Annotated in this window: 22 protein-coding genes and 2 pseudogenes; 10 read left to right on the forward strand and 14 right to left on the reverse strand. The window is 64.7% G+C overall.

The features are described from left to right. Positions 1-2: 2 nt before the first annotated feature. Positions 3-2,168, forward strand: coding sequence for a glycogen debranching protein GlgX (glgX, locus tag CH283_RS21525; RefSeq protein WP_176460488.1), 2,166 nt, complete (start codon positions 3-5; stop codon positions 2,166-2,168). Here glgX and yczE read toward each other — a convergent pair. The 4 genes and pseudogenes from yczE to ctaD all read right to left on the reverse strand — a co-directional run. Then, positions 2,159-2,761: pseudogene (gene yczE / locus CH283_RS28850) on the reverse strand (membrane protein YczE); the annotation flags it as partial. The gene glgX and the pseudogene yczE sit on opposite strands and share 10 nt — an antisense overlap. Positions 2,762-2,826: 65 nt before the next feature. After that, positions 2,827-3,633 carry a peptidyl-tRNA hydrolase gene (locus CH283_RS21535; RefSeq protein ID WP_176460490.1) on the reverse strand — a complete coding sequence of 269 codons (807 nt, stop codon included), beginning with the start codon at positions 3,631-3,633 and terminating at the stop codon, positions 2,827-2,829. Beyond that, positions 3,630-4,856, reverse strand: a complete 1,227-nt coding sequence (gene serB / locus CH283_RS21540; protein WP_068045812.1) for a phosphoserine phosphatase SerB — start codon at positions 4,854-4,856, stop codon at positions 3,630-3,632. Before serB ends, CH283_RS21535 begins: the two co-directional genes overlap by 4 nt. A 146-nt stretch (positions 4,857-5,002) precedes the next feature. Then, entirely contained in the window at positions 5,003-6,793 is a 1,791-nt protein-coding gene (gene ctaD / locus CH283_RS21545) for an aa3-type cytochrome oxidase subunit I (RefSeq protein ID WP_068045815.1), read from the reverse strand. 365 nt (positions 6,794-7,158) lie between these two features. On the opposite strand from ctaD, the gene CH283_RS21550 reads away from it, so the two are divergent. From CH283_RS21550 to CH283_RS28430, 4 genes and pseudogenes are all read left to right on the forward strand, one after another. Beyond that, positions 7,159-8,181, forward strand: coding sequence for an ABC transporter substrate-binding protein (locus tag CH283_RS21550; RefSeq protein WP_255183287.1), 1,023 nt, complete (start codon positions 7,159-7,161; stop codon positions 8,179-8,181). Between the two features lie 4 nt (positions 8,182-8,185). Further along, positions 8,186-8,659 (forward strand): NUDIX hydrolase, encoded by a 474-nt coding sequence (locus tag CH283_RS21555; RefSeq protein WP_094642274.1) that lies wholly within the window; start codon positions 8,186-8,188, stop codon positions 8,657-8,659. Between the two features lie 39 nt (positions 8,660-8,698). After that, positions 8,699-9,292, forward strand: a pseudogene (locus CH283_RS21560) (SPFH domain-containing protein); the annotation flags it as partial. Between the two features lie 44 nt (positions 9,293-9,336). Continuing rightward, the gene (locus CH283_RS28430; protein WP_176460491.1) at positions 9,337-9,489 is read left to right on the forward strand and encodes a hypothetical protein; all 153 of its coding nucleotides are present in this window, start codon (positions 9,337-9,339) and stop codon (positions 9,487-9,489) included. Between the two features lie 23 nt (positions 9,490-9,512). On the opposite strand, the gene nrdF is transcribed toward CH283_RS28430, so the two are convergent. The 7 genes from nrdF to CH283_RS21595 all read right to left on the reverse strand — a co-directional run bounded on the left by nrdF (position 9,513) and on the right by CH283_RS21595 (position 16,164). Next, a complete protein-coding gene (gene nrdF, locus CH283_RS21565; RefSeq protein WP_008717549.1) occupies positions 9,513-10,478 on the reverse strand; it encodes a class 1b ribonucleoside-diphosphate reductase subunit beta in 966 nt (321 codons plus the stop codon). Positions 10,479-10,638: 160 nt separating this feature from the next. Continuing rightward, positions 10,639-12,033 carry a DUF2252 domain-containing protein gene (locus CH283_RS21570; RefSeq protein WP_094642275.1) on the reverse strand — a complete coding sequence of 465 codons (1,395 nt, stop codon included), beginning with the start codon at positions 12,031-12,033 and terminating at the stop codon, positions 10,639-10,641. A gap of 67 nt (positions 12,034-12,100) precedes the next feature. Beyond that, a complete protein-coding gene (gene nrdE / locus CH283_RS21575) occupies positions 12,101-14,266 on the reverse strand; it encodes a class 1b ribonucleoside-diphosphate reductase subunit alpha (RefSeq protein ID WP_068045844.1) in 2,166 nt (721 codons plus the stop codon). Positions 14,267-14,302: 36 nt separating this feature from the next. Continuing rightward, on the reverse strand, positions 14,303-14,764 hold the full coding sequence (nrdI, locus tag CH283_RS21580; RefSeq protein WP_094642276.1) for a class Ib ribonucleoside-diphosphate reductase assembly flavoprotein NrdI: 462 nt from the start codon (positions 14,762-14,764) through the stop codon (positions 14,303-14,305). Between the two features lie 24 nt (positions 14,765-14,788). Further along, on the reverse strand, positions 14,789-15,022 hold the full coding sequence (locus CH283_RS21585; RefSeq protein ID WP_068045912.1) for a redoxin NrdH: 234 nt from the start codon (positions 15,020-15,022) through the stop codon (positions 14,789-14,791). Between the two features lie 410 nt (positions 15,023-15,432). Then, positions 15,433-15,555 (reverse strand): type B 50S ribosomal protein L36, encoded by a 123-nt coding sequence (ykgO, locus tag CH283_RS21590; protein ID WP_037189801.1) that lies wholly within the window; start codon positions 15,553-15,555, stop codon positions 15,433-15,435. A 42-nt stretch (positions 15,556-15,597) separates the two neighbouring features. After that, on the reverse strand, positions 15,598-16,164 hold the full coding sequence (locus CH283_RS21595; protein WP_068045853.1) for an NAD(P)H-dependent oxidoreductase: 567 nt from the start codon (positions 16,162-16,164) through the stop codon (positions 15,598-15,600). Between the two features lie 104 nt (positions 16,165-16,268). Here CH283_RS21595 and CH283_RS21600 point away from each other — a divergent pair, with 104 nt between their 5' ends. Continuing rightward, positions 16,269-16,868 (forward strand): TetR/AcrR family transcriptional regulator, encoded by a 600-nt coding sequence (locus CH283_RS21600; RefSeq protein WP_094642277.1) that lies wholly within the window; start codon positions 16,269-16,271, stop codon positions 16,866-16,868. A 35-nt stretch (positions 16,869-16,903) separates the two neighbouring features. On the opposite strand, the gene CH283_RS21605 is transcribed toward CH283_RS21600, so the two are convergent. Continuing rightward, positions 16,904-17,734, reverse strand: coding sequence for a fructosamine kinase family protein (locus CH283_RS21605; protein ID WP_094642278.1), 831 nt, complete (start codon positions 17,732-17,734; stop codon positions 16,904-16,906). Positions 17,735-17,746: 12 nt separating this feature from the next. Here CH283_RS21605 and nadE point away from each other — a divergent pair, with 12 nt between their 5' ends. After that, positions 17,747-18,592 (forward strand): ammonia-dependent NAD(+) synthetase, encoded by an 846-nt coding sequence (gene nadE / locus CH283_RS21610; RefSeq protein WP_068045858.1) that lies wholly within the window; start codon positions 17,747-17,749, stop codon positions 18,590-18,592. A 33-nt stretch (positions 18,593-18,625) separates the two neighbouring features. Here nadE and CH283_RS21615 read toward each other — a convergent pair whose 3' ends face one another. Next, on the reverse strand, positions 18,626-18,880 hold the full coding sequence (locus tag CH283_RS21615; RefSeq protein ID WP_068045861.1) for a MoaD/ThiS family protein: 255 nt from the start codon (positions 18,878-18,880) through the stop codon (positions 18,626-18,628). Next, positions 18,873-19,961, reverse strand: a complete 1,089-nt coding sequence (moaA, locus tag CH283_RS21620) for a GTP 3',8-cyclase MoaA (RefSeq protein WP_373455156.1) — start codon at positions 19,959-19,961, stop codon at positions 18,873-18,875. Before moaA ends, CH283_RS21615 begins: the two co-directional genes overlap by 8 nt. A 147-nt stretch (positions 19,962-20,108) precedes the next feature. Between moaA and CH283_RS21625 the strand changes: the two genes are divergently transcribed. The 3 genes from CH283_RS21625 to CH283_RS21635 are packed head-to-tail and all read left to right on the forward strand — an operon-like array spanning position 20,109 to position 22,712. Beyond that, entirely contained in the window at positions 20,109-21,299 is a 1,191-nt protein-coding gene (locus CH283_RS21625; protein ID WP_068045864.1) for a molybdopterin molybdotransferase MoeA, read from the forward strand. After that, complete coding sequence (gene moaCB, locus CH283_RS21630) at positions 21,296-22,306, forward strand: bifunctional molybdenum cofactor biosynthesis protein MoaC/MoaB (protein ID WP_094642460.1); 1,011 nt, start codon at positions 21,296-21,298, stop codon at positions 22,304-22,306. The genes CH283_RS21625 and moaCB overlap by 4 nt, the downstream gene beginning before the upstream one ends. Next, positions 22,299-22,712 (forward strand): molybdenum cofactor biosynthesis protein MoaE, encoded by a 414-nt coding sequence (locus CH283_RS21635; RefSeq protein WP_094642279.1) that lies wholly within the window; start codon positions 22,299-22,301, stop codon positions 22,710-22,712. Before moaCB ends, CH283_RS21635 begins: the two co-directional genes overlap by 8 nt.

A 22,712-nucleotide genomic window follows, 5' to 3' on the forward strand; every position in this document is an offset into this window, starting at 1 on the left:
GCGTGTCGCCCAATGACGATCTGCCTCGTAGCTCCCACCGGACCACCGGCGACGAGTCCGCCTCGAACCCGCCCGGATCACCGTTCCCACTGGGTGCCACCGCGTTGCCGACTGGCACGCAATTTGCAGTCCACGCACCCGAGGCCGATGGAGTCGAGGTATGCCTGATCGATCCGGACGGCGGCGAACGACGGGTGGAACTGAACACCCGGACATTCGGAGTTCGACACGCCTTCGTCCCGGGAGTGCGGCCCGGTGATCGATACGGCTTCCGTGCCCACGGAAGATGGGATCCGCACTCCGGGCGCCGGTTCAACGGTGCGAAGATTCTGCTCGATCCCGCGGCACGCCAGGTGATCGGAGCATTCGGAGACCCGTCGGCGTTGCTCGCCTACGAGGACGACCCGTTCGGTGCGCCCAGTTCTCGCGACTCGCTCGGCCACCTCCCGCTCGGCGTCGTCCGCGCAGCCCCCGATCGCGTCGGCCGTCCCGCTCGTCCCGAGGTTCCGTGGGACAGAACCGTCCTGTACGAGCTGCACGTGGGATCGTTCACGGCCCGCAATCCTGCTGTCCCCGAGCATCTTCGCGGTACGTACCTCGGCCTGGCCGAGCCGGCCGTCCTCGAACATCTCGCGCGCATCGGCATCACGTCGGTCGAATTGCTGCCCGTACACACCACATTCACCGAACCCGGCGTCCGTGCCAGGGGGATGCGAAACCACTGGGGGTACTCGACGGGTGCGTACTTCGCACCGGATCCGCGCTTCGCCGCCGTTCCCGGTGACGAGGTGGACGAATTTCGCACCATGGTCGACGCGCTGCACGCTGCCGGAATCGAGGTGATCCTCGACGTCGTCTACAACCACACGTGCGAATCCGCGATCGACGGCCCCTCCATCAGCTGGCGTGGGCTCGATGCGCCCGGCTACTACCTGCTGGACGGACGCGGATCGGACGTCGATCTGACCGGCTGTGGCAACACTCTCGATTCCGCGTCGCCCGCGGTCGTGCGGATGGTGTGCGACAGCCTTCGGTACTGGGTCGAGGACATGGGCGTGGACGGGTTCCGATTCGACCTCGCCAGCACTCTCGGCCGACCCGGCGGTTGGCGATTCGATTCTCGCGCACCGTTGTTGACCGCCATCACCACCGATCCCGTCCTGGCTCGGGTCAAATTGATCGCCGAGCCGTGGGATGCCACCGGTGCCGGCTATCAGGTCGGCAACTTCGGAGTGGCCTGGTCGGAATGGAACGATCGCTACCGTGACACGGTCCGACGCTTCTGGGCGGGCCAGCACGGCGTCCGCGAATTGGCCTCGCGCCTGGCCGGTTCGGAGGACCTCTTCGCGAGCAGTGGACGCTTGCCATGGGCGTCTATCAACTTCGTCACCGCGCACGACGGGTTCACCGCCCGAGATCTGGTGTCGTACGACCGAAAGCACAACGAGGCCAACGGCGAAGAGAACAGGGACGGTACCGACAACAACTCGTCGGTCAACCACGGAGTGGAGGGTCCGAGCGAGGATCCATCCGTCGCCGAGGCCAGGGGACGCCATGTCCGGGCACTTCTGGCAACCCTGACGCTCTCGACCGGAACACCGATGCTCCTTGCCGGCGACGAACTGGGACACAGTCAGGGAGGCAACAACAACGCGTATTGCATCGCCGAGGATGCACCGGCGGCCGATGCCTGGGCCATCGACTGGGACAGTGCCGATCAGAACATGATTCGCTTCGTGGGTCGACTCCTTCGTGTCCGAGCGAGCGCTCCGACACTGCGTCAGCAGGAGTTCTTCACCGGCCGCGCGACACCGACCGGCCGACCCGATCTGGTGTGGTTCGATTCCGCCGGAGTCGAATTCGACACGGACCGATGGAACGACGATTCGGTGCGCACCATTCAGGCCTGGGTGGACGGTTCCGACGTCCGCTCCTTCGCCTCCGACGGCGGGCAGGTCGACGATGCCAGCTCGCTCCTCGTTCTCCATTCCGGAGGGCCAGCCGATATCGTTCTGGCGTGCCCGAGTTGGTCGTCGTCCCGGTTCGTTCCGGTTCTCGATTCCTCGAGTGTGGACGGTGTGCCCTCCGATACCACTGCGCTGGAACCGGGTTCGACGATATCGGTGACCGGATCGACGGTCCTCGTGCTGCGCAGCGCAGGCAGGTGAGTCATGAACAATTGCACGAGCGGACCGACTCCGAGCGCATAGAGAACCGTCCCGACGCCGAGCGTCCCGCCGAGCAACCAACCGGTGAGCACCACCGTGCACTCGATTCCGGTGCGGGTGAGGCGAATCGACCATCCGGTCCTGGCCACCAGACCGGTCATCAGTCCGTCTCGCGGCCCCGGACCCATCCCGGCACCGATGTACAGCGCGGTGGCGAACGCGTTGACCACGATGCCCGACACCATGGCCAGGGTCCTCACCGGGAGCCCGTCCAGGTCCGGCAACATCGCCGACGTCGTGTCCACCGCAACTGCGATCACCACCACGTTGCTCACGGTGCCCAGGCCAGGACGTTGCCGTAGCGGGATCCACATCAGCAGTACGGCCGCGCCGGTGATCGCGGTGATGGTTCCGAAGCTGAGCGACAGGTGGCTTTCGAGCCCCTGATGAAAGACGTCCCACGGGTTGACGCCCAGTCCACCGGCGATCATGAACGACATCGACGCCCCGTACAGCCACAGCCCCACGTAGAGGGCAGCCAACCGAGCAGGGAGTCGGCGACCGGCTAGTAGACGACGTGGTGAGGTGAACATGCTTCCAGTCTCGGGGCTACTGGATATGTTCGGCATAGCCACTTGTACGACAGTGGACCCCAGAGCTACGGAACAGCGATGACGGTTGTCGAACCGGGTGTCACTTCGGTGAAGCCTGCATCCCGCACCGCGACGGCGCGACCGGCACGAACCTCGCCCAGTGCACGCGTCCATTGTTCCGGGTTCGCGGATCGGACCGAACATTCGAAGCCCGACGCAGCCCACTCGCGGCATTGCGCTGTGCTCATCGCACCCGCCAGCAGCATGGACGCGTGTCCCACCTGAGCGGCTGCCTTGCCCACCGTCATCGACAGGGAGGCGTCGACCCACAGCACCGGTCCGGCCGAGACCGAAGGTTCGTCGTCGGCCGACACGTCGGTTCCGCCGATCTGCAGCCGCTTGATCCGAGGATCCAGATCTCCGACCCGACCGGGCACGAATGCACGTGCCGACGCTCCCCCGACGTCGACCGTGACACCAGGAACGTCCTGCGCCGCACGCCACTGCGCACCGCGTGCACGTCGGGCAACCTTCCGGATGCGGGCCGACGTCCACTCGGTGAAGGCCTCGTTCCAGGACGCGTCCACGCCCACTCGTGGGTCCAGGCACAACGCAACGGTTGCTCGTGCAGCCGCCTCGAGCAACTCGCTGCGCAGGGGCGGATCGATCTTGGGGATGTGCAGCACCAACGGCATCGCCAGAACCTGTGCCGGATCTGCCGGGTCCTCCGCTCCGCCGTACCCACCAGCGAGCTCGGCGTGGCGCGAGACGAACGTGTTCTCCGGTGAGAATTCCTCGACTGCAGTCTCGGCCACCACATCATCCGATGTGTCGCCGGTCGTGGGATCGCCGGTCACGGGATCGCCGGTCACGGGATCGGGACGCGGCGGACTCCCCCGTCCACTGCGTCCGCGGCTTCGATCTCGTTGCGGGTGACGCCGAGGATGAACAGGACCGCGTCGAGGTACGGATGGGAGATGGCGGTGTCGGCGATCTCTCGCAACGCAGGCTTGGCGTTGAAGGCAACCCCGAGGCCTGCTGCGGTGAGCATGTCGATGTCGTTCGCTCCGTCGCCCACGGCGACGGTCTGCTCCATCGGCACTCCCGACTGCGCCGCGAATTCACGGAGTGCGGTCGCTTTCGCAGCACGATCGACCACTTCCCCGATGACCCGTCCGGTGAGCTTGCCGTCGACGATCTCGAGAGTGTTCGCCTTGACGTAATCGAGTTCGAGTTCGTGAGCGAGGCCCTCGATGACCTGTCGGAATCCCCCGGACACGACGCCGCAGGCGAAGCCGAGACGCCGGAGGGTGCGGATGGTGGTTCTGGCCCCCGCGGTCAGTTCCAGACTTTCGCCCACTTCGTCGATGACGGATTCGTCGAGTCCCGCCAACACGGCGACCCGCTGTTCGAGCGACTCCGCGAAGTCGATCTCACCGCGCATGGCAGCTTCGGTGACCGCACGTACCTCGTCCTCGCGTCCCGCGCGGGCAGCCAACATTTCGATGACCTCACCCTGGACGAGCGTGGAGTCGACGTCGAACACGATCAGTCGCTTGGATCGCCGTGCGATTCCGCCGCGCTGCACGGCGATGTCGACGCCGATTCCGGCTGCGATGGCCGCGAGCCCCGTGCGCAACTGCAGGTCGGCATCCGGCGACGTGTCGGTCGCGGTCACCTGCAGTTCGAGGCCGGTGACGGGATAGTCGGCAATTCCGCGTATGGAATCGATGTTCGCGCCCTGGCGGGCGAGTTCACGGGAGATGGTGCTGAAAGCACGCGCTGTCACGGGTCGTCCGAGAACGACGACGACGTGGGTGGCCAAGCTCTGACCACCGCCCCGCGCGGTGTCGATCTCGACATCGACGTGAACGCCGACCGTCGCCATCGCGTCCTCGAGCTCCTCCTGGAGCGCCTCGGGATCGCGCGGGCAGGACAGGAGAACGCCCAGTGTCAATCTGCCGCGGATGACCACCTGCTCGACGTCGAGCAGACTGACGTTGTGCCGTGACAGTGCTGCGAACAGCACCGATGTGACGCCCGGCTTGTCGGGTCCCGTCACCGTCACCAGCACTGCGGTGTCGCTCGAAGTCACCGAATCTCCCTTTCGTGCACGGCCCCAGCGGCCGGATAGGTCTTCGTGTCACCTGTCGTGGACGAGCGAGCCCGAACACGCCACGAGATTGTCGCAAGCGAAGAGCCCCACCCGGTAGCCGGGAGGGGCTCTCGCTGCGCTGTGGACTACTTGGGGTCCGGGTCTCCGGATCCTTCGTGATCGCTGGTGGCGATCGGGGCCCGGCGGGCCTGTTCGAGTACTGCGGTGGTCTTACCGCCGTGTGCTCCCGGCCCGACGTGCGCTTCCGCGCGCATCCGCTCGACCATGTGCGGGTAGTGCAACTCGAATGCCGGACGCTCGGAACGGATCCGAGGCAGTTCAGTGAAGTTGTGTCGCGGCGGCGGGCACGAGGTGGCCCATTCCAACGAGTTGCCGTAGCCCCACGGATCGTCGACTGTGACGACCTCGCCGTATCGGTAGGACTTGAACACGTTCCACACGAACGGCAGTGTCGAGGCACCGAGAATGAAAGCACCGACCGTGGAGATGACGTTCAACTCGGTGAACCCGTCCGAGGGAAGGTAATCGGCGTACCGACGCGGCATGCCCTCGTTTCCGAGCCAGTGCTGCACCAGGAACGTGGCGTGGAATCCGAAGAACGTCAGCCAGAAATGCCACTTGCCCAGAGCCTCGTCCATCATCCGGCCCGTCATCTTCGGGAACCAGAAGTAGATGCCGGCGTACGTCGCGAACACCACGGTGCCGAACACCACGTAGTGGAAGTGGGCTACCACGAAGTACGTGTCGGTGACCTGGAAGTCGATGGGCGGCGATGCCAGCAGAACACCGGTCAGACCACCGAAGACGAAGGTGATCAGGAACCCGATCGAGAACAGCATCGGCGTTTCCAGTGTCACCTGGCCTCGCCACATCGTGCCGACCCAGTTGAAGATCTTCACACCGGTGGGCACCGCGATGAGGAACGTCATGAAGGAGAAGAACGGCAGCAGTACAGCGCCGGTGGCGTACATGTGGTGCGCCCACACGGCGATGGAGAGCGCGGCGATCGCGATCGTCGCGTAGATCAGACCCGAGTAGCCGAAGATCGGCTTACGCGAGAAGACGGGGAACACCTCGGAGACGATTCCGAAGAACGGCAGCGCGATGATGTACACCTCGGGGTGGCCGAAGAACCAGAACAGGTGCTGCCACAGCAACACGCCACCGGTGGCCGGATCGAACAGGTGCGCGCCCAGGTGGCGGTCGGCCGCCAGGCCGAGCAGCGCCGCCGTCAGCAGCGGGAAGGCCAGCAGGATCAGGATCGACGTCACCAGGATGTTCCAGGTGAAGATCGGCATACGGAACATCGTCATACCGGGGGCGCGCAGGCAGATCACCGTGGTGATCATGTTGACGCCACCGAGGATGGTGCCGAGACCGGCAACCGCCAGGCCCATGATCCACAGGTCCGCGCCGACGCCCGGCGAGTGCAGAGCCGACGTCAGTGGGGTGTACGCGGTCCAACCGAAGTCCGCTGCGCCACCGGGAGTGATGAACCCGGCCGTGGTGATCAGGGCACCGAACAGGTAGAGCCAGTACGAGAACGCGTTCAACCGTGGGAACGCGACATCGGGGGCACCGATCTGCAGCGGCAGGATGTAGTTGGCGAATCCGAACACGATCGGCGTCGCGTACAGCAGCAGCATGATGGTGCCGTGCATGGTGAACAGCTGGTTGTACTGCTCGTTGGACAGGAACTGCATTCCCGGTATGGCCAACTCGGCGCGCATCAGCAGCGCCATGAGTCCACCGACCAGGAAGAACGCGAACGATGTCGCGATGTACATGATTCCCAACACCTTGGGATCGGTTGTCGTCACCGCTTTGTGCAGGAACGACCCCTTCGGTCCCGTCCGCGGCGGGAACGGCCGAGCAGCATCCACCGCAGGTGCGGGCCTAGGCGCTAGGGCAGTCACAGATCCTCCTGATTGCGCGTCGGACCTCGAACCACGAGGCGACGTCATCTAGTCGTGCGCTCCTCGAATCGTAGACCTTCGGACCGACGCTTGCCGAACCGGTCCTACCGTGTGTCGTATTGGGCCCGATCGGCCGTGCCCGGATCGCGCGATCTGCCTGCGCTGTCGGCCTTTCCGGCGCAGTCGGGGACGCCGCGGGAGTTGCCGATTCCGCACGCTCCGCGGTGTCCGTTCGGGTGTTCTGCGACGGCCGCCTTCCGATACTGTGTGAGACCACCCGACCCGTCGAAGGAAGTCCCGCGTTGCCACTCCATCCACGAGTCCCCCGTTCGTGTGCGCCGCGCAGGATCGGCGCCGTCGCCTCCGTGTGCCTCGCCGCCGCCGTGGCGCTGGTCGGTTGTTCCGACTCCGAGGCGCAGGACGACGCATCCACCATCGTTCGCACCACCACGAACATCGCCGGTGCCGGAGTGGTCGGCAACAACCGGGACACCGCGGGTCTGTGCCCCGCACTGGCACCACTCGATCCGACCGGTATCGAGGGTGACACCAGACCCGTCGGACATGCCGAGGGCATCAGCGTCCTTCCGGCCGACCCCCAGCGCATCGTCGTGCTCGATGGCGCAGGCCTGGACGCGAGCTGCGCGGTCGGCATCTGGGAGCGCGTCGTCGGGGCGGCCACGATCGACCCCGATTTCCGGGGCGACGGAGACCAACCGCTGTACCTGGGCACCGGACTGGCGTCCGTTCCGTCCGTCGGGCCGGTGGGTTCACCCGACATCGATGCCATCGCTGCCCTCGACCCCGATCTGATCCTCGGTGCCGAGTCGCTCGGATCGACTACGTACGACGAGCTGACAGCCATCGCCCCGACCGTCTTCACCGCAACGGGGCAGGGTTGGAAGGACACCTTTCTGCAGTCCGCGGCGGCGCTCGGTCGCGGCCAGGCGGCATTCGAGGCACTCGCCTCGTTCTCCGCGGACGCCGAACGAGTAGGTCGTGAGATCGACGCCACCCAGACCCAGGCGTCCGTCGTCCGATTCGCGGCGGACTCCATCGAAGTGGACGGACCGAACTCGTTCGCGGGCCAGATACTCGACGAGGTCGGAGTCGGCCGGCCCCAGAGCCAGCGCGACGCCACGTTCTCGGTCGAGTCGGACAACCTCACGCCGGTCGAGGGAGACATCGTCTACGTGCGATTCGCGGGCCCCGACGGCGAGAGCTTCGGGCGCGAGGTGATGGACTCCGATGCGTGGCACGCTCTCGGTTCGGTCACCGACGGTCGGGTCTTCGCCGTCAACGACACTGTTTGGTCGGGGAGCGGCGTCGTCGCGGCACGGGCCGTTCTGGACGACCTGTCCGCCTCCCTGAACGCCTACGTCTCCTGACGCGATGCCGATTCCCGAATTCGTCCGTGCCCTGCGCAGTGTCGTCGGAACGTCGCCGTTGTGGCTGTCCGGTGTCAGCGCAGTCGTTCTCGACGACAACCGGCGCGTGCTGCTGACGCTGCGAGCGGACAACAACACCTGGGCCGTAGTCTCGGGAATTCTCGAGCCGGGCGAGGAACCCGCCCCGGCAGCGCTGCGTGAGATCGGCGAGGAAACCGGGGTGGACGCCTCGATCGAGCGCTTGACGAGCGTCGACGTGACGGAGCCGATCACCTACCCCAACGGCGACGTCGCGCAGTATCTGGACATCACGTTCCTCGCTCGATACACCGGCGGCATCCCGCATGTGGCCGACGACGAGAATCTCGACGTTGCCTGGTTCGCACTCGACGAGCTCCCCGAAAACCTCACGGCCACTTCGCGATTGCGAATCAAGAAGGCCATCGCCGACGAGCCGTCGGCGTGGTTCCGGCGCTGACTCCCGACCGCACCGAGGACACAGTTCGACCGAACCGCGTTGACCTGTCCCAGGGCCATCTCGACGCGAATCCGCAACCACGAGACCGGACAATCCAAGGTCAACGACGCCGACGGCAACCCGATCGAGATCTCCGCCATCGTCGTCTGGCAGGTTGCCGATACCGCACTGGCATCGTTCCAGGTCGATGACTACGAGGAGTTCGTCGCCGTCCAGACCGAGTCCGCCGTCCGGCACATCGCCGGCAGCTACCCGTACGACGCCGAAGGGCGAATGTCGTTGCGGGAGAACGCCGACGAGATCACCGCCGCCATGTCGGAGGAGGTGCACGCACGGGTACGTTCGGCCGGTGTCGAGGTGATCGAAACCCGAATCAACCGGTTGGCCTACTCACCGGAGATCGCTCAGGCAATGTTGCGGCGGCAACAGGCAGGTGCGGTCATCGCCGCCCGTCAGCAGATCGTCGAAGGTGCCGTCGGAATGGTGGAGATGGCGCTCGGGAAGCTGGAGGAAAAGCACGTCGTCGAACTCGACGAGGAGCGCAAGGCCACGATGGTGTCGAATCTGCTCGTGGTCCTGTGCAGCGACCGAGACACGCAACCAGTCGTCAACACCGGATCGCTGTACCAGTGAGCCATGGCCGTCGAGCGTAAGAAGAGCTGCGGTTGGACCCAGCTGTGCACGACGCTCTCGCCCGTTGGGCCTCCGACGAGTTGCGGAGCACCAATGCTCAGATCGAGTTCCTATTGCGCCGCGCTCTGAGCGAGAAGGGCCGAATGCCCAAGGACGCCGAGGACATTCGCCCGCCGGGACGCCCACCGAATTCGTGAGCGTCTCGGCGTGGCGAACGGGCTCAGAAGTCCCAGTCCTCGTCTTCGGTGTTGACGGCCTTGCCGATGACGTACGAGGAACCCGAACCGGAGAAGAAGTCGTGATTCTCGTCGGCGTTGGGTGAGAGCGCCGACAGAATCGCCGGGTTGACGTCCGTCTCGTCCTTGGGGAACAGGCCCTCGTAGCCGAGATTGTTCAGTGCTTTGTTGGCGTTGTAGCGCAGGAACTTCTTGACGTCCTCGGTCAGGCCGATCTCGTCGTAGAGGTCCTGGGTGTACTCGACCTCGTTGTCGTACAACTCGAACAGCAACTCGAAGGTGTAGTTCTTGAGTTCCTCGCGCTGCGCCTCGCTGACCTTCTCGAGACCCTTCTGGTACTTGTACCCGATGTAGTACCCGTGCACGGCCTCGTCGCGGATGATCAGACGGATCAGGTCCGCGGTGTTGGTGAGCTTGGCCCGTGAGGACCAGTACATCGGCAGGTAGAAGCCGGAGTAGAACAGGAACGATTCGAGCAGCGTCGACGCGACCTTGCGCTTGAGCGGATCGTCACCGTGGTAGAAGTTCAGGACGATCTCGGCCTTGCGCTGGAGGTTGACGTTCTCCTCGGACCAGCGGAATGCGTCGTCGATGTCGCGGGTGGAGCTGAGGGTGGAGAAGATGGAACTGTAGCTCTTGGCGTGCACCGACTCCATGAACGCGATGTTGGTGTACACCGCCTCCTCGTGGGGAGTGATGGCATCAGGAATGAGGCTGACGGCGCCGACGGTGCCCTGAATGGTGTCGAGCAGTGTCAATCCGGTGAACACACGCATCGTCAACTGCTTCTCGACGGCGGTCAGCGTTGCCCACGACGGAATGTCGTTGGATACCGGCACCTTCTCCGGCAGCCAGAAATTACTGGTGAGGCGCTCCCACACTTCGGAGTCCTTGTCGTCCTGGACCCGATTCCAGTTGATCGCGGAGACGCGATCGATGAGCTTTACCATGGGTGCCTACCTACAGGTCGATGAGCGAGAACTGGGACGGAACTGCGTGAAAAGTCGCTGACACGAACACTACCCGTTGTGTCCGACAAGTCCGGTAGGCACTACAAAGTGTGCCGCGAGTGTTGCCCGCAGAGACGACCCCTACGCCTGCTTCGGTCTGTCACCACCCCACCGAGCACGGGACGGTTCCGGCTTCGATGGCGTCGACCAACTGCGCGTGATCGCGCTCGTTCTGATCGGCGTAGGCGTGGGCGAAAGCCACCATCGCCCGATCGACCTTGTCTCCTCGGCCGAGGTAGTCGGCGATCGCCTCCGCGTCACCACTTCGGGCGTGCGCTCGTGCGAGCACCTCACCGCATGCGGTTGCGAATTCGGTGAGGTACGGCCCGATGATCTCGCCGTCGGGAATGACCTTCATGTCACGGAACTGCCGAACGTAGAAGTTCATGTCCCCCACTGCAGTCCATCCCACGAACATATCGGTGGCACTCTGCAGCATTCGCTGTCCGCTGACCACGCGCGCACCGTGATTGTCGTACCTGCTCGGTTCGAGAAACCGCTCGAACACCGACGGCCCCGCCTGCTTGATCTGCAGGAAGAACGGATCGCCCGTCCGCCGTTCTTCCAGCAGCGCCAGATACACCCGCATCCCTACGCTCCCGACGCCGACCACCTGCCGAACCACGTCGAGAACTCGGAACCTGGACAGCAGACTCCAGATATGGTCGTCGACCGACTCGCTGTAACCGGCGATGACCGCCTGCACCAGTTCGATCTGGGAATCACCCACGTGGGTGCGAAAAGGCGGGTCCTCGCGAATTCGTCGACGCCCGTCCCTCGTCTCGGTGAACTTGCGGGACGCTCCACGGCTGGTACGACGCTCGGCTTTCGTTTCGATGAGTTTCTCGGCGTGGCGGGCGATGCCCGACGAGAAGTGACCGAGCAAACCCGCGACGTCGATGCGGTCGTACCAGATGTCGATCTCCGGGGTCTTCGCGTACGCCCTCATCTTTCTGCAGTACGCCGCTGTCATCGCTGCGACCGCCCGATCGGAGCGCCGCGCATCGACCCCGTTCTCGCGACCGAGAACCACCAGAGACGTCGCCAGCCTCTGGAGATCCCACTCGAACGGGCCCGGCAGCGTTTCGTCGAAGTCGCGGAGATCGAAGTACAGGTTCCGTTCGGGGGTGGCCCACAATCCGAAGTTCAACACATGGGCGTCGCCACACAACTGGACCTCGATGCCGGTGTGCGGAGTCGACGCGAGATCGGCCGCCATCACGGCCGCGGCCCCACGGAAGTAGGTCCACGGCGACGCGGACATGCGGGCGTAGCGGATCGGGAGTAGCTCCGGCACTCGAATGGTGTTCTGCGCCAGCACCGTTTCGAGCGCATCATGGCCACGTGAGGCTGGATCCCACTCGCCCAACCCGCGGCGGGGTACGCGCCGTCGGGCGTGTCGACCACGCGACGATTGCTCGGAAGGACGTGCGTCCTTCCGAGCAATCGTCACATCGATATCGGATTCGACCTCGTCGCCCGCTTCGGTGTCCATGCCTGATTATGCTCCGCGGCGCACCGCGATATCGCGGTATTCGCCACAGGCCGACCGACCGAGTCGACTACAGCATGCAGGACACGCAACCCTCCACCTCGGTGCCTTCGAGGGCCAACTGGCGCAGGCGGATGTAGTAGAGCGTCTTGATGCCCTTACGCCATGCGTAGATCTGCGCGCGGTTGATGTCACGAGTGGTGGCCGTGTCCTTGAAGAACAGCGTCAGAGACAGGCCCTGATCGACGTGTTGCGTTGCGGCAGCGTAGGTGTCGATGATCTTCTCGTACCCGATCTCGTACGCGTCCTGGTAGAAATCCAGGTTGTCGTTGTCGAGATACGGTGCCGGGTAGTAGACGCGGCCGATCTTGCCTTCCTTGCGAATCTCGATCTTCGACGCCACCGGGTGAATCGACGAGGTGGAGTTGTTGATGTACGAGATGGAACCGGTCGGCGGGACGGCCTGCAGGTTCTGGTTGTAGATCCCGTATTCCTGCACCGACGCCTTCAACGTCGTCCAATCCGCCTGAGTGGGAACGGATACGCCCGCATCGGCGAACAACTTCGCAACCTTGGGTGTGGCCGGCTCCCAGACCTGATCGGTGTACTTGTCGAAGAATTCACCCGACGCGTACTTGGAGTCCGGGAACCCCTTGAAGTACTGCCCACGAGCCTTGGCCAGCTGATTCGATGCCTGGAGAGCGTGGAACAGCACCGTGTAGAAGTAGATGTTGGTGAAGTCGATGCCCTCGGTCGAGCCGTAGTGAATGCGCTCCCGTGCGAGGTAGCCGTGCAGATTCATCTGCCCGAGGCCGATTGCGTGAGAATCGTTGTTGCCCTGCTCGATCGACGGCACGGAGAAGATGTGCGTCTGATCGGACACTGCGGTGAGTCCGCGAATGGCCACGGCGATGGTCTTACCGAAATCGGGCGAGTCCATCGTCTTGGCGATGTTCAGCGAACCGAGGTTGCACGAGATGTCCTTGCCGACATGACTGTACGAAAGGTCGTCGTTGAACGTGGACGGCGTCGAGACCTGAAGGATCTCCGAGCACAGGTTGGAGTGAGTGATCTTGCCCTTCACCGGGTTCGCGCGATTGACGGTGTCCTCGTACATGATGTACGGGTAGCCGGACTCGAACTGCAACTCGGCGAGAGTCTGAAAGAACTCGCGCGACTTGATCTTGGTCTTGCGGATCCGCTTGTCGTCGACCATCTCGTAGTACTTCTCGGAGACGTCGATGTCTGCGAACGGGACTCCGTAGATGCGCTCGACGTCGTACGGCGAGAACAGGTACATGTCCTCGTTCTTCTTGGCCAGCTCGAACGTGATGTCCGGGATGACGATTCCGAGCGAGAGCGTCTTGATCCTGATCTTCTCGTCCGCGTTCTCACGCTTGGTGTCGAGAAACTTGTAGACGTCGGGGTGGTGAGCATGCAGGTAGACCGCGCCCGCGCCCTGACGCGCACCCAGCTGGTTGGCATAGGAGAACGAATCCTCGAGCAGCTTCATGATCGGGATGACACCCGAGGACTGATTCTCGATGCGCTTGATGGGCGCGCCGGCCTCGCGAATGTTGCTCAGCAGCAACGCAACTCCGCCACCACGCTTGGACAGCTGCAGGGCCGAGTTGATGGAGCGACCGATGGACTCCATGTTGTCCTCGATACGCAGCAGGAAGCACGAGACGGGCTCGCCGCGCTGCTTCTTGCCGGAGTTGAGGAAGGTGGGCGTCGCGGGCTGGAAGCGGCCTGCGATGATCTCGTCGACCAGATCGGTGGCCAGGGCCTCGTCGCCTGCGGCCAGCGTCAGCGCCACCATGCACACCCGGTCCTCGAACCGCTCGAGGTAACGCTTGCCGTCGAACGTCTTGAGCGTGTACGAGGTGTAGTACTTGAACGCCCCGAGGAACGTGGGGAACCGGAACTTCTTCGAGTACGCGTGGTTGATCAGGAACTTCACGAACTCGCGGGAGTACTGGTCCAGAACCTCGGGCTCGTAGTAGTTCTCCTCGACGAGGTAGTCCAGCTTCTCGTCCAGATCGTGGAAGAACACGGTGTTCTGATTGACGTGCTGCAGGAAGTACTGATTGGCGGCCTCGCGATCCTTCTCGAACTGGATCTCACCGTTGGGCCCGTACAGATTGAGCATCGCGTTGAGCGCGTGGTAGTCCATGTCGCCGTCGCCGCGGACGGTGCTGGGTACGGGTCCTGCGTCGGTGATGGTCGGTGCCACGGCGATGCTCCTACTGGGTATGTGGTGTGTGGTGCTCTAGTGCGTGTGGGCGGCGCGTCGGACTTCACGTTCCCAGAAGTCCTCCAGCCCCTCGCGGACCCGCACTACGTCCTCGGGGGTGCCCATCAATTCGAATCGGTAGAGATACGGAACTGCGCACTTCTGCGAAATGACATCTCCCGCGAAGCAGAACGAGTCACCGAAGTTCGTGTTTCCGGCAGCGATGACAGCTCGGATCAACGACCGATTGTGCTTGTCGTTGAGAAACTTGATCACACGCTTGGGGACGTAGTTGGTGTCGCGCCCGGAGTACGTGACCCCTCCCCCGTACGTCGGCACGATGAGGACGTAGGGAGTGTCGACACGAAAAGTGCCGTCCGGATCACGTAATGGAATGCGCGTCGCAGGAACGTCCAGCTTCGAGACGAAGCGATGAGTGTTCTCGGACGCGCTGGAGAAATAGACCAGTGAGTGGGTGGACTGCGGTTGGAAACTCACCGCTCACTCACTTCCTCGTTCTGTTCAAGCAGCGTTCGCTGCAAGGCTCTTGATGCGGTCCGGACGGAAGCCGGACCAGTGATCGTCACCGGCAACGACGACCGGAGCCTGCAGGTAGCCGAGAGCCATGACGTAGTCGCGCGCTTCGGGGTCCTGCGAGATGTCGATGACGGAGTACTCGATACCGGCCTTGTCGAGGGCGCGGTAGGTGGCATTGCACTGAACGCAGGCGGGCTTGGTGTAAACGGTGATGCTCATGGTGTCCCTCTTTCCGTTGTCGCCATCGGGTGAACCGACGCGACCGATGTGCTCTGCGTGTGGCACCGAGAACATCTCCCGCTCAGGGCGACTTCGACCTGCTCGAACCCATGTGTGCAGGCTCTTCGAGTTGTGGTCTCTCGGTTGGTCAAACACTACACCTAGTGTCCGACATCTGCCTAGAACACGAGATGTTGCGAACAACATGCTTGGTATTCGCTGGTCACGGCGTTGTGAAGCCGCAAGAATCGGAGGACATCGGCGTGTCGCACGTCACATCGCGCGCATGTTGTTCGTCACAGGGAGACCGGGCCGGGTCCATGACGTGTACCGAGAACCGCCGACCCTCCCCACGACACGCCGAAGGGCCCTCGAACTTCTCCGAGGGCCCTTCGGCGATCACGCAGTGGTCAGCGCTGGCGCGCCTTGAACCGCGGTTCCTTCTTGTTGATCACGAACACCGTGCCACGGCGTCGTACCACCTGTGCGCCGGGCTTGTTCTTGAGCGATTTCAACGAGTTTCTCACCTTCATGCCGCAAACCCTACATGAAAACGATTCCCATAACCGAACGGGTCACGCACTCACGAGTTCGTCGGCGGCCTTCACCAGTTCGGCAACGACGTGGCCGATCTCACCGGAGACCTCGGCGTTCTCACGCGGGTGGGCCGAGCCGAACTTGTCGATGGTGCCACCGATGGAGAGCCGAACATCCTCGAGAACCGTTCCGCCGGCGATGCGGACGGCCTTGCTGGTGTCCTCGTGCGCCCACTTCGCTCCGTTGCCACTGGGGGAAGCGCTGATGACGACGACCGGCTTGCCCACCATGGCACCCGCACCGTAGGGGCGCGAAAGCCAGTCGATGGCGTTCTTCAGCACGGCCGGAATGGTGCCGTTGTATTCGGGCGTGACCAGCAACAACGCCGTGGCCTTCTCGGCAGCGGCCCGCAGAGCGAGTGCGCCCTCGGGCACCGATCCCTCGACGTCGATGTCCTCGTTGTAGAAGGGGACATCTCCGAGTCCGTCGTAAACCACTACCTCGGCACCGGCGGGTGCCACGGTGACAGCAGTCTCGGCGATCCGCTTGTTCACCGACTCGGCGCGCAAGCTTCCGACGAGAACGAGTACATGAGCGTCTGACATGAGGTTATTCCTTCGCGAGTTCGGATGACGTGATCGTCGTGTCAATTCCTACCATCCAAACGGACCGTGGTCCATTTATGTTCCCGGCGAGGTAGGCTTCGTCTGTGACCGGCCCCATGCTGCCCATAGCGGGCGAGGACTCCGAGCGGTGCGACGCAGCCCGCAACCGTCGCCTGCTCCTCGATGCCGCAACGGATCTGGTGGCGGCCGTCGGAGCCGACGCCATCACCATGGACGCGGTGGCCACCAAGGCCGGAGTGGGCAAGGGCACCGTGTTCCGTCGCTTCGGGAACCGGGCCGGGCTGATGCGTGCGTTGCTCGACCACACCGAGAAGAAACTGCAGCACTCGTTCATGTTCGGCGATCCGCCGCTGGGCCCGGGAGCCGACCCGATCGATCGTCTCGTCGCCTTCGGCCGAGCGCGACTGGAATTCGTCAACGTTCAAGGGGAAGTGCTCCGCGCCGCGGAGAGCGCCGACGACGCGCGGTATTCCGCCCCGGCGCACATGGTCAACTTCACCCATGTGCTGTCGCTGCTCCGCGCCGCCGAGGTGGACGGGGATCTCGAATTGCTCGCGTACTGGCTGCTCACACCACTCGAAGCCACCCTGGTCCTCCATCAGTACCGCGATCTGGGAATGCCGATGGATCGCCTTGCCGACGGTTGGGAAGACTTGGTACGCCGGGCAACTCGAGTCCGATAGCCATCAGGGCAACTCGCACTCGGTAGGTCCTGCGTTCAAAGACGGACGACGGCGGCGGCCGCCGCGTGCAGCGCGGTGCCGTACGAGCGGCCGTGACCGGCTGCGTGAACGGCGAGTGGATGCAGCTGATGCAGTGCTGTGCGTTCGCGCCACCCTGCTCGCAACGGCTGCACCGTCTCGTACCCGCCGACGACGACGTCGAGGTGGGGGCAACCGAACAGCGCCAGCATCGCCAGATCGGTTTCGCGGTGCCCACCGTGCGCCGCCGGATCGATCAGCACCACTCCCGCGTCGGTCCAGAACACGTTGCCGTTCCAGAGATCGCCGTGAATACGACTCGGCGACTCTGCATCGTCGAAGTCGCCGTCCGCGATGCGTCCACACGCCGATTCGACGACCGACGCCTCCCCCGGCGTCACGGTTCCGGCGTCGACCGCGATTCGGAGAAACGGCAACACTCGTTCGGCCGCGTAGAAGGCTCCCCAGGATCGGTGCACCGTACTGCTCATGGGCCGGGATCCGATGAACAGCTGACCCGAGAAGGCGACGCCGTCGGCATCCACGGGTGGCGCACCGAACCCGGCGGCTTCGGCCGAGTGTGTCGCGGCGAGCGCGCGCCCGAATCGTTCGGCTCCGGCAGGCGTGGGACGGGCCGCCACCAGCCGCTCGAGTTCGATGTACGCCCGGCCGTGCCCGACGACCCCGACGACCGGGGCCCCGGCCTCGCCGAGCCACCCGAGCCCGGTGGCCTCGGCGGCGTAGAAGTCGGGGTGTGCCTGGGGGTTTCGCTTGACGAAGGTATCGGAGGTTCCACTCACGACCACCGACACTACGCACGGCGCGAGATCGGCCCCGGCATTCGTCATTAGGATGACGTGATGGGACACATCAACTCGGAATTGCGCACGGGGATCATGCGCGAGCTGGCCGTGCAGTCGAGCATCGACCCGATCACGGAGGTCCGCAGGCGAGTCGACTTCCTCAAGGACTACCTGGCGTCGACGCCGGCCTCGGGGTTCGTGCTCGGCATCAGTGGCGGACAGGACAGCACGCTCACCGGCAAGCTCGCCCAACAGGCTGCGACGGAGCTCCGAGCGGACGGACACGAGGCCGAGTTCGTCGCCGTTCGCCTCCCCTACGGCGTGCAGGCCGACGAGGACGACGCCTCGATCGCGCTGAAGTTCATCGATCCCGACCGCACGGTGACGGTGAACATCAAGGACGCCGCCGACGCCGCAGCGGCCGCGACGGCGGAAGCACTCGGCAGTGCCGGAATCCGAGACTTCGTCCGCGGCAACATCAAGGCTCGCCAGCGCATGGTCGCGCAGTACGCCCTCGCAGGCGAACTCGGCTACGTCGTCGTGGGCACCGATCATGCCGCCGAGGCGATCACCGGCTTCTTCACCAAATTCGGTGACGGCGGCGTCGATCTGACTCCGCTGACCGGCTTGAGCAAGCGCCAGGGCGCGGCACTGCTGCGCGAGCTGGGGGCACCCGAGAGCACCTGGCGCAAGGTTCCCACCGCAGATCTCGAAGACGATCGACCTGCGCTACCCGACGAGGAAGCCCTCGGCGTCACGTACGAGCAGATCGACGACTACCTGGAGGGCAAGGACGTCACCGAGGAAGTCGCCGACAAGCTGGAGAAGATGTTCCTGGCAACTCGTCACAAGCGCACGGTGCCTGTGACGCCATTCGACGATTGGTGGAAGAGAAGCAGCTGAATCGGGCAGCCACGGGTCGGCGGCGGGGTGTGCTCAGCCGCCGGCGAAGGGCGGCAGCACGTCGACCCTGCCGCCGATCGTGCGCCCCAGATCGCGGGTGAGATCTTCGCCCACCAGGTACGCCGACACCCTGAGAATCGGCTCCATCGGCGCGCCGTGCCGGGACAGAATCAGCTCTCTCAGATCTGCGAGGGTGGCACCGACCGGCACGGTGAGGTATTCGGACTCGCAGTGCGACGCGTCGACCGCTGCAGCGAAATACCGCACCTCCACCTGGGTGTCACCCACCGATGGCTCCCATGCTGCGGGTGGGAGGTACGAAGCCGTCGGCGTCGATGCCGTGTCCCGCCCACTTGTTCCACATGGCCCCACGCCATACCGCTGCCAGTTCTTCGTCGGTGGCACCGCCGCGCAGAGCGGCCCGCAGGTCGGTTTCGTCGTCGCTGAACAGACAGGACCGAATCGTTCCTTCTGCAGTGATCCTGGTGCGGTCGCAATCACCGCAGAACGAGCGCGTCACCGACGCGATGATGCCGACGGTGGCGTCGGTGCCGTCGACGCTCCACTCCTCGGCAGGGGCCGAGGGGTCGGCACGCCCCACCTCACGCAGGTCGAATTCGGTGGACAGCTCGTCGAGCAAGGTCTGGGCGTCGATCATGTTCGCGCGGGCCCACTCGTGATCGGCGTCGAGCGGCATCTGCTCGATGAATCGAAGTGCCACCCCCTCGTCGAGACACCAGCGCAGCAGATCGACGGCACCGGACAGTGTGTCGCGCATCAGAACGGCATTGACCTTGACCGGTCCGATCCCGGCTCGCTGCGCTGCCCTGATTCCGGCGAGCACGGAGGGCAACCGGTCTCGTCGGGTCAGGCGAGCGAAATCTTCGCGGTCGACGGAATCCAACGAGACGTTCACTCGGGTCAACCCGGCGTCGGCCAAGGACCGAGCCCGGTGTTCGAGACCGACGGCGTTGGTGGTCATCGACAGCGGCACACCCTCCGCGGCATCGCGGCACAACCGCAGAATGTCGTCGAGGTCGCGGCGCATCAGCGGTTCACCTCCGGTGAAACGCACATCCCTGATACCCAGCAGCCGCACGGACACCGAGACCACGCGAGCGATCTCGGCCGGTGTCAGCAACGCTGCCGCCGGGATAGCCGGAAGGCCCTCCTCGGGCATGCAGTACGTGCAGCGCAGCGAGCATTTCTCGGTGATCGAGATACGCAGGTCGCGGGCCACCCGGCCGAATCGATCGATCAGGTGTGGCACGTCCGGTCGATCGGACACGGAGTTCACCCCGCCTGCCGCAGAACCCGTGGTGGTGCCGAACGTTGGAATGCCGAGCGAGGTGACACTGTCCACCGTCACCTCGTACCTCGTCTCTGTCGGGAATCACGCCTGTCGTAGATGTGTCTACCCATTATGCCGCAGCCCACACCGAGCGGACGGATCGGCGTGCCTAGGATTGGCACCCATGACGGTTGAGCAGACGCACGCGATCACTGGATCCGCACGGTGACCGCGGTATCGGTCGAGGAACATGCCGCCGCGGTCGAGACTCTGCTCGCGGCGCTGACAGCGAGAACCGCTCAGCGAATCCTTCTCGACGACGCGTTGGGCCGCGTCTCCTTCGAGGACGTTCGATCTCCGGTCGATCTGCCACTGTTTTGCAACTCGCAGATGGACGGCTACGCCGTGGATTCTCGATCCGTGGCGACGACCCCGGTGACGCTTCCGGTCTCGACGATCATCGCCGCAGGCCCGACGCAGTCGGCAGTTCTCGCGCCGGGCAGCGCCGCCAAGATCATGACCGGTGCCCCCATTCCGGACGGAGCGGACACCATCGTCCCCGTCGAGGACACCTCGGTACCGACGGCCGGCTCCGTGACGATCGAAAGAGGCCGCGCAGCAGGCGAATTCGTACGCGAACAAGGAAGCGACGTGCGCGTCGGGACAATCCTGGTCGAGTCGGGTCGAGTGCTCGAACCCCGCCACATCTCCGTTCTCGCCGCCGTCGGATTCGGCGAAGTGGACGTTCGCTCGCGCCCCCGGGTGGCCGTGGTGACCACCGGAGCCGAACTGGTCGACGCCGGTTCGACGCTGACGCCCGGTCAGATCTACGACTCGAACGGCATCACCCTTGCCGCACACCTTCGCGCCAGCGGCGCAGAGGTGGTCTCCGTTTCGCGCAGCTCCGACGAGCCGAGCCGCTTTCGCGAGATCCTCGACGCCGCAGCCGAATCGGCCGAGCTGATCATCACGTCCGGCGGAGTGTCGATGGGAGACTTCGAGGTGGTCAAGGACGTGCTCCGCCCCCTCGGCGGCAACTTCGGATCGGTTCGTATGCAGCCGGGCGGACCGCAGGGCATCACGATGTTCGACGGCGTCCCCGTGCTCAGCTTTCCCGGCAATCCCGTCAGTACGGTCGTCTCGTACATCATGTTCGCGCGCAACATCGTTCGGCGGGCGGCCGGTCTGCCGCCGGTGCTCTCGACCACCGCGGCCCTGCACGAATCGATCGTGTCACCGCCCGGTCGCAGACAACTACTTCGTGGCCGATTACGCGACGACGGTCGGGTCGAGCTCGTCGCCGGCCCCGGCTCGCACCTGGTGGCCGCACTGGCATGGGCCGATGTGCTGATCGATATCGACTCCGAGACAACCGAACTCGCCGCAGGAACCGACGTGGAGGTGTGGCCGCTGTGACCACCGACGCCCCGCAACCCCAGCTGTCTCATCTCGACGATCAGGGCCGCGCCCGCATGGTCGATGTGGCGCACAAGAAGGAAACCTCGCGCACGGCCGTCGCCGCCGGTGAATTCGTCACCACGGCCGAGGTCATCGCGCTCGTGCGCGCGGACGACATGCCCAAGGCGGACGTTCTCGCCACCGCCCGCATCGCCGGCATCTCGGCAGCGAAGCGGACGTCGGAACTGATTCCGCTGTGCCATCAGCTCGCCCTCTCCTCGGTGAAGATCTCGTTCGGATTCACCGAGTCGTCCATCACGGTCGAGGCAACCGCCCGCACCACCGGACGTACCGGGGTCGAGATGGAAGCACTGACCGCGGTCGCCGTCGCCGGCCTGACCCTGCACGACATGGTCAAGGCCGTCGATCCCGGTGCCACCATGAACGGCGTCCGGTTGCTCACCAAAGACGGCGGCAAGCACGGACATTGGCAGCGGGACGAAGCAGAGGTCTCCCCCGAGGCTGCGGCTGCGCCGGTGTTCGAGTCCTCACGGTCCGCGGCGGTACTGGTGGCCTCCACCGGCGGCGCGAACGGAACTCGACCGGACACCACCGGCCCCACCATCGCGTCCTGGTTGACCGATCGAGGCTTCGCCGTGCGGGGCCCACTCGTGTACGCCGATGCCGACATCGCTGCGGGGCTGCAGGACGCTCTGCTCGGCGAACCGTCGCTGATCGTCAGCACCGGCGGCACCGGCGTATCCCCCACCGATGCGACCCCCGAGGCGACGGCGGCCCTCCTCGACATCGACATGCCGGGCATCGCCGATGCCATCCGAACCCGCGGAACGTCTGCGACGCCTCACGCGGTGCTCAGCCGCGGCGTCTCGGGTCTGATCGGACGCACACTGATAGTCAACCTGCCGGGCTCACCGGGTGGCGTGAAGGACGGACTCTCCGTTCTCGACCCGCTCCTCGACCATGTACTGGCCCAGATCGCCGGAGGAGGCCCCCACGATGAGTGAGCTCGTCGCCCGTATCTCGAACGAACCGTTGAGCACTGCCGAAGTAGAGGCAGCAGTGCAGGATTCGCGTCACGGTGCCGTCGTGCTGTTCAGCGGAATCGTGCGCGATCACGACGGCGGACATGCGGTGGAGAGTCTGGAATACCGCGCCCACCCCGATGCAGAACGGTTCCTGAGCCGCTGCTGCTCGGAGGTATCGGCAGAGACCGGATTGGCGGTGGCCGCAGTGCATCGCGTCGGCGATCTGCGCGTCGGCGACCTCGCACTCGTCGCGGCCGTCGGCTCGGCTCACCGCGCCGAAGCGTTCGAGGCCTGCGCCCGACTCGTCGAGCGGATCAAGGCCGAGGTTCCGATCTGGAAGCGTCAGGGATTCGAGGGCGGACGTACCGAGTGGGTCGGGCTCTAG

Origin of the sequence: Rhodococcus sp. 05-2254-2, assembly GCF_002259095.1 — a bacterium.
Classification (GTDB): domain Bacteria; phylum Actinomycetota; class Actinomycetes; order Mycobacteriales; family Mycobacteriaceae; genus Rhodococcoides.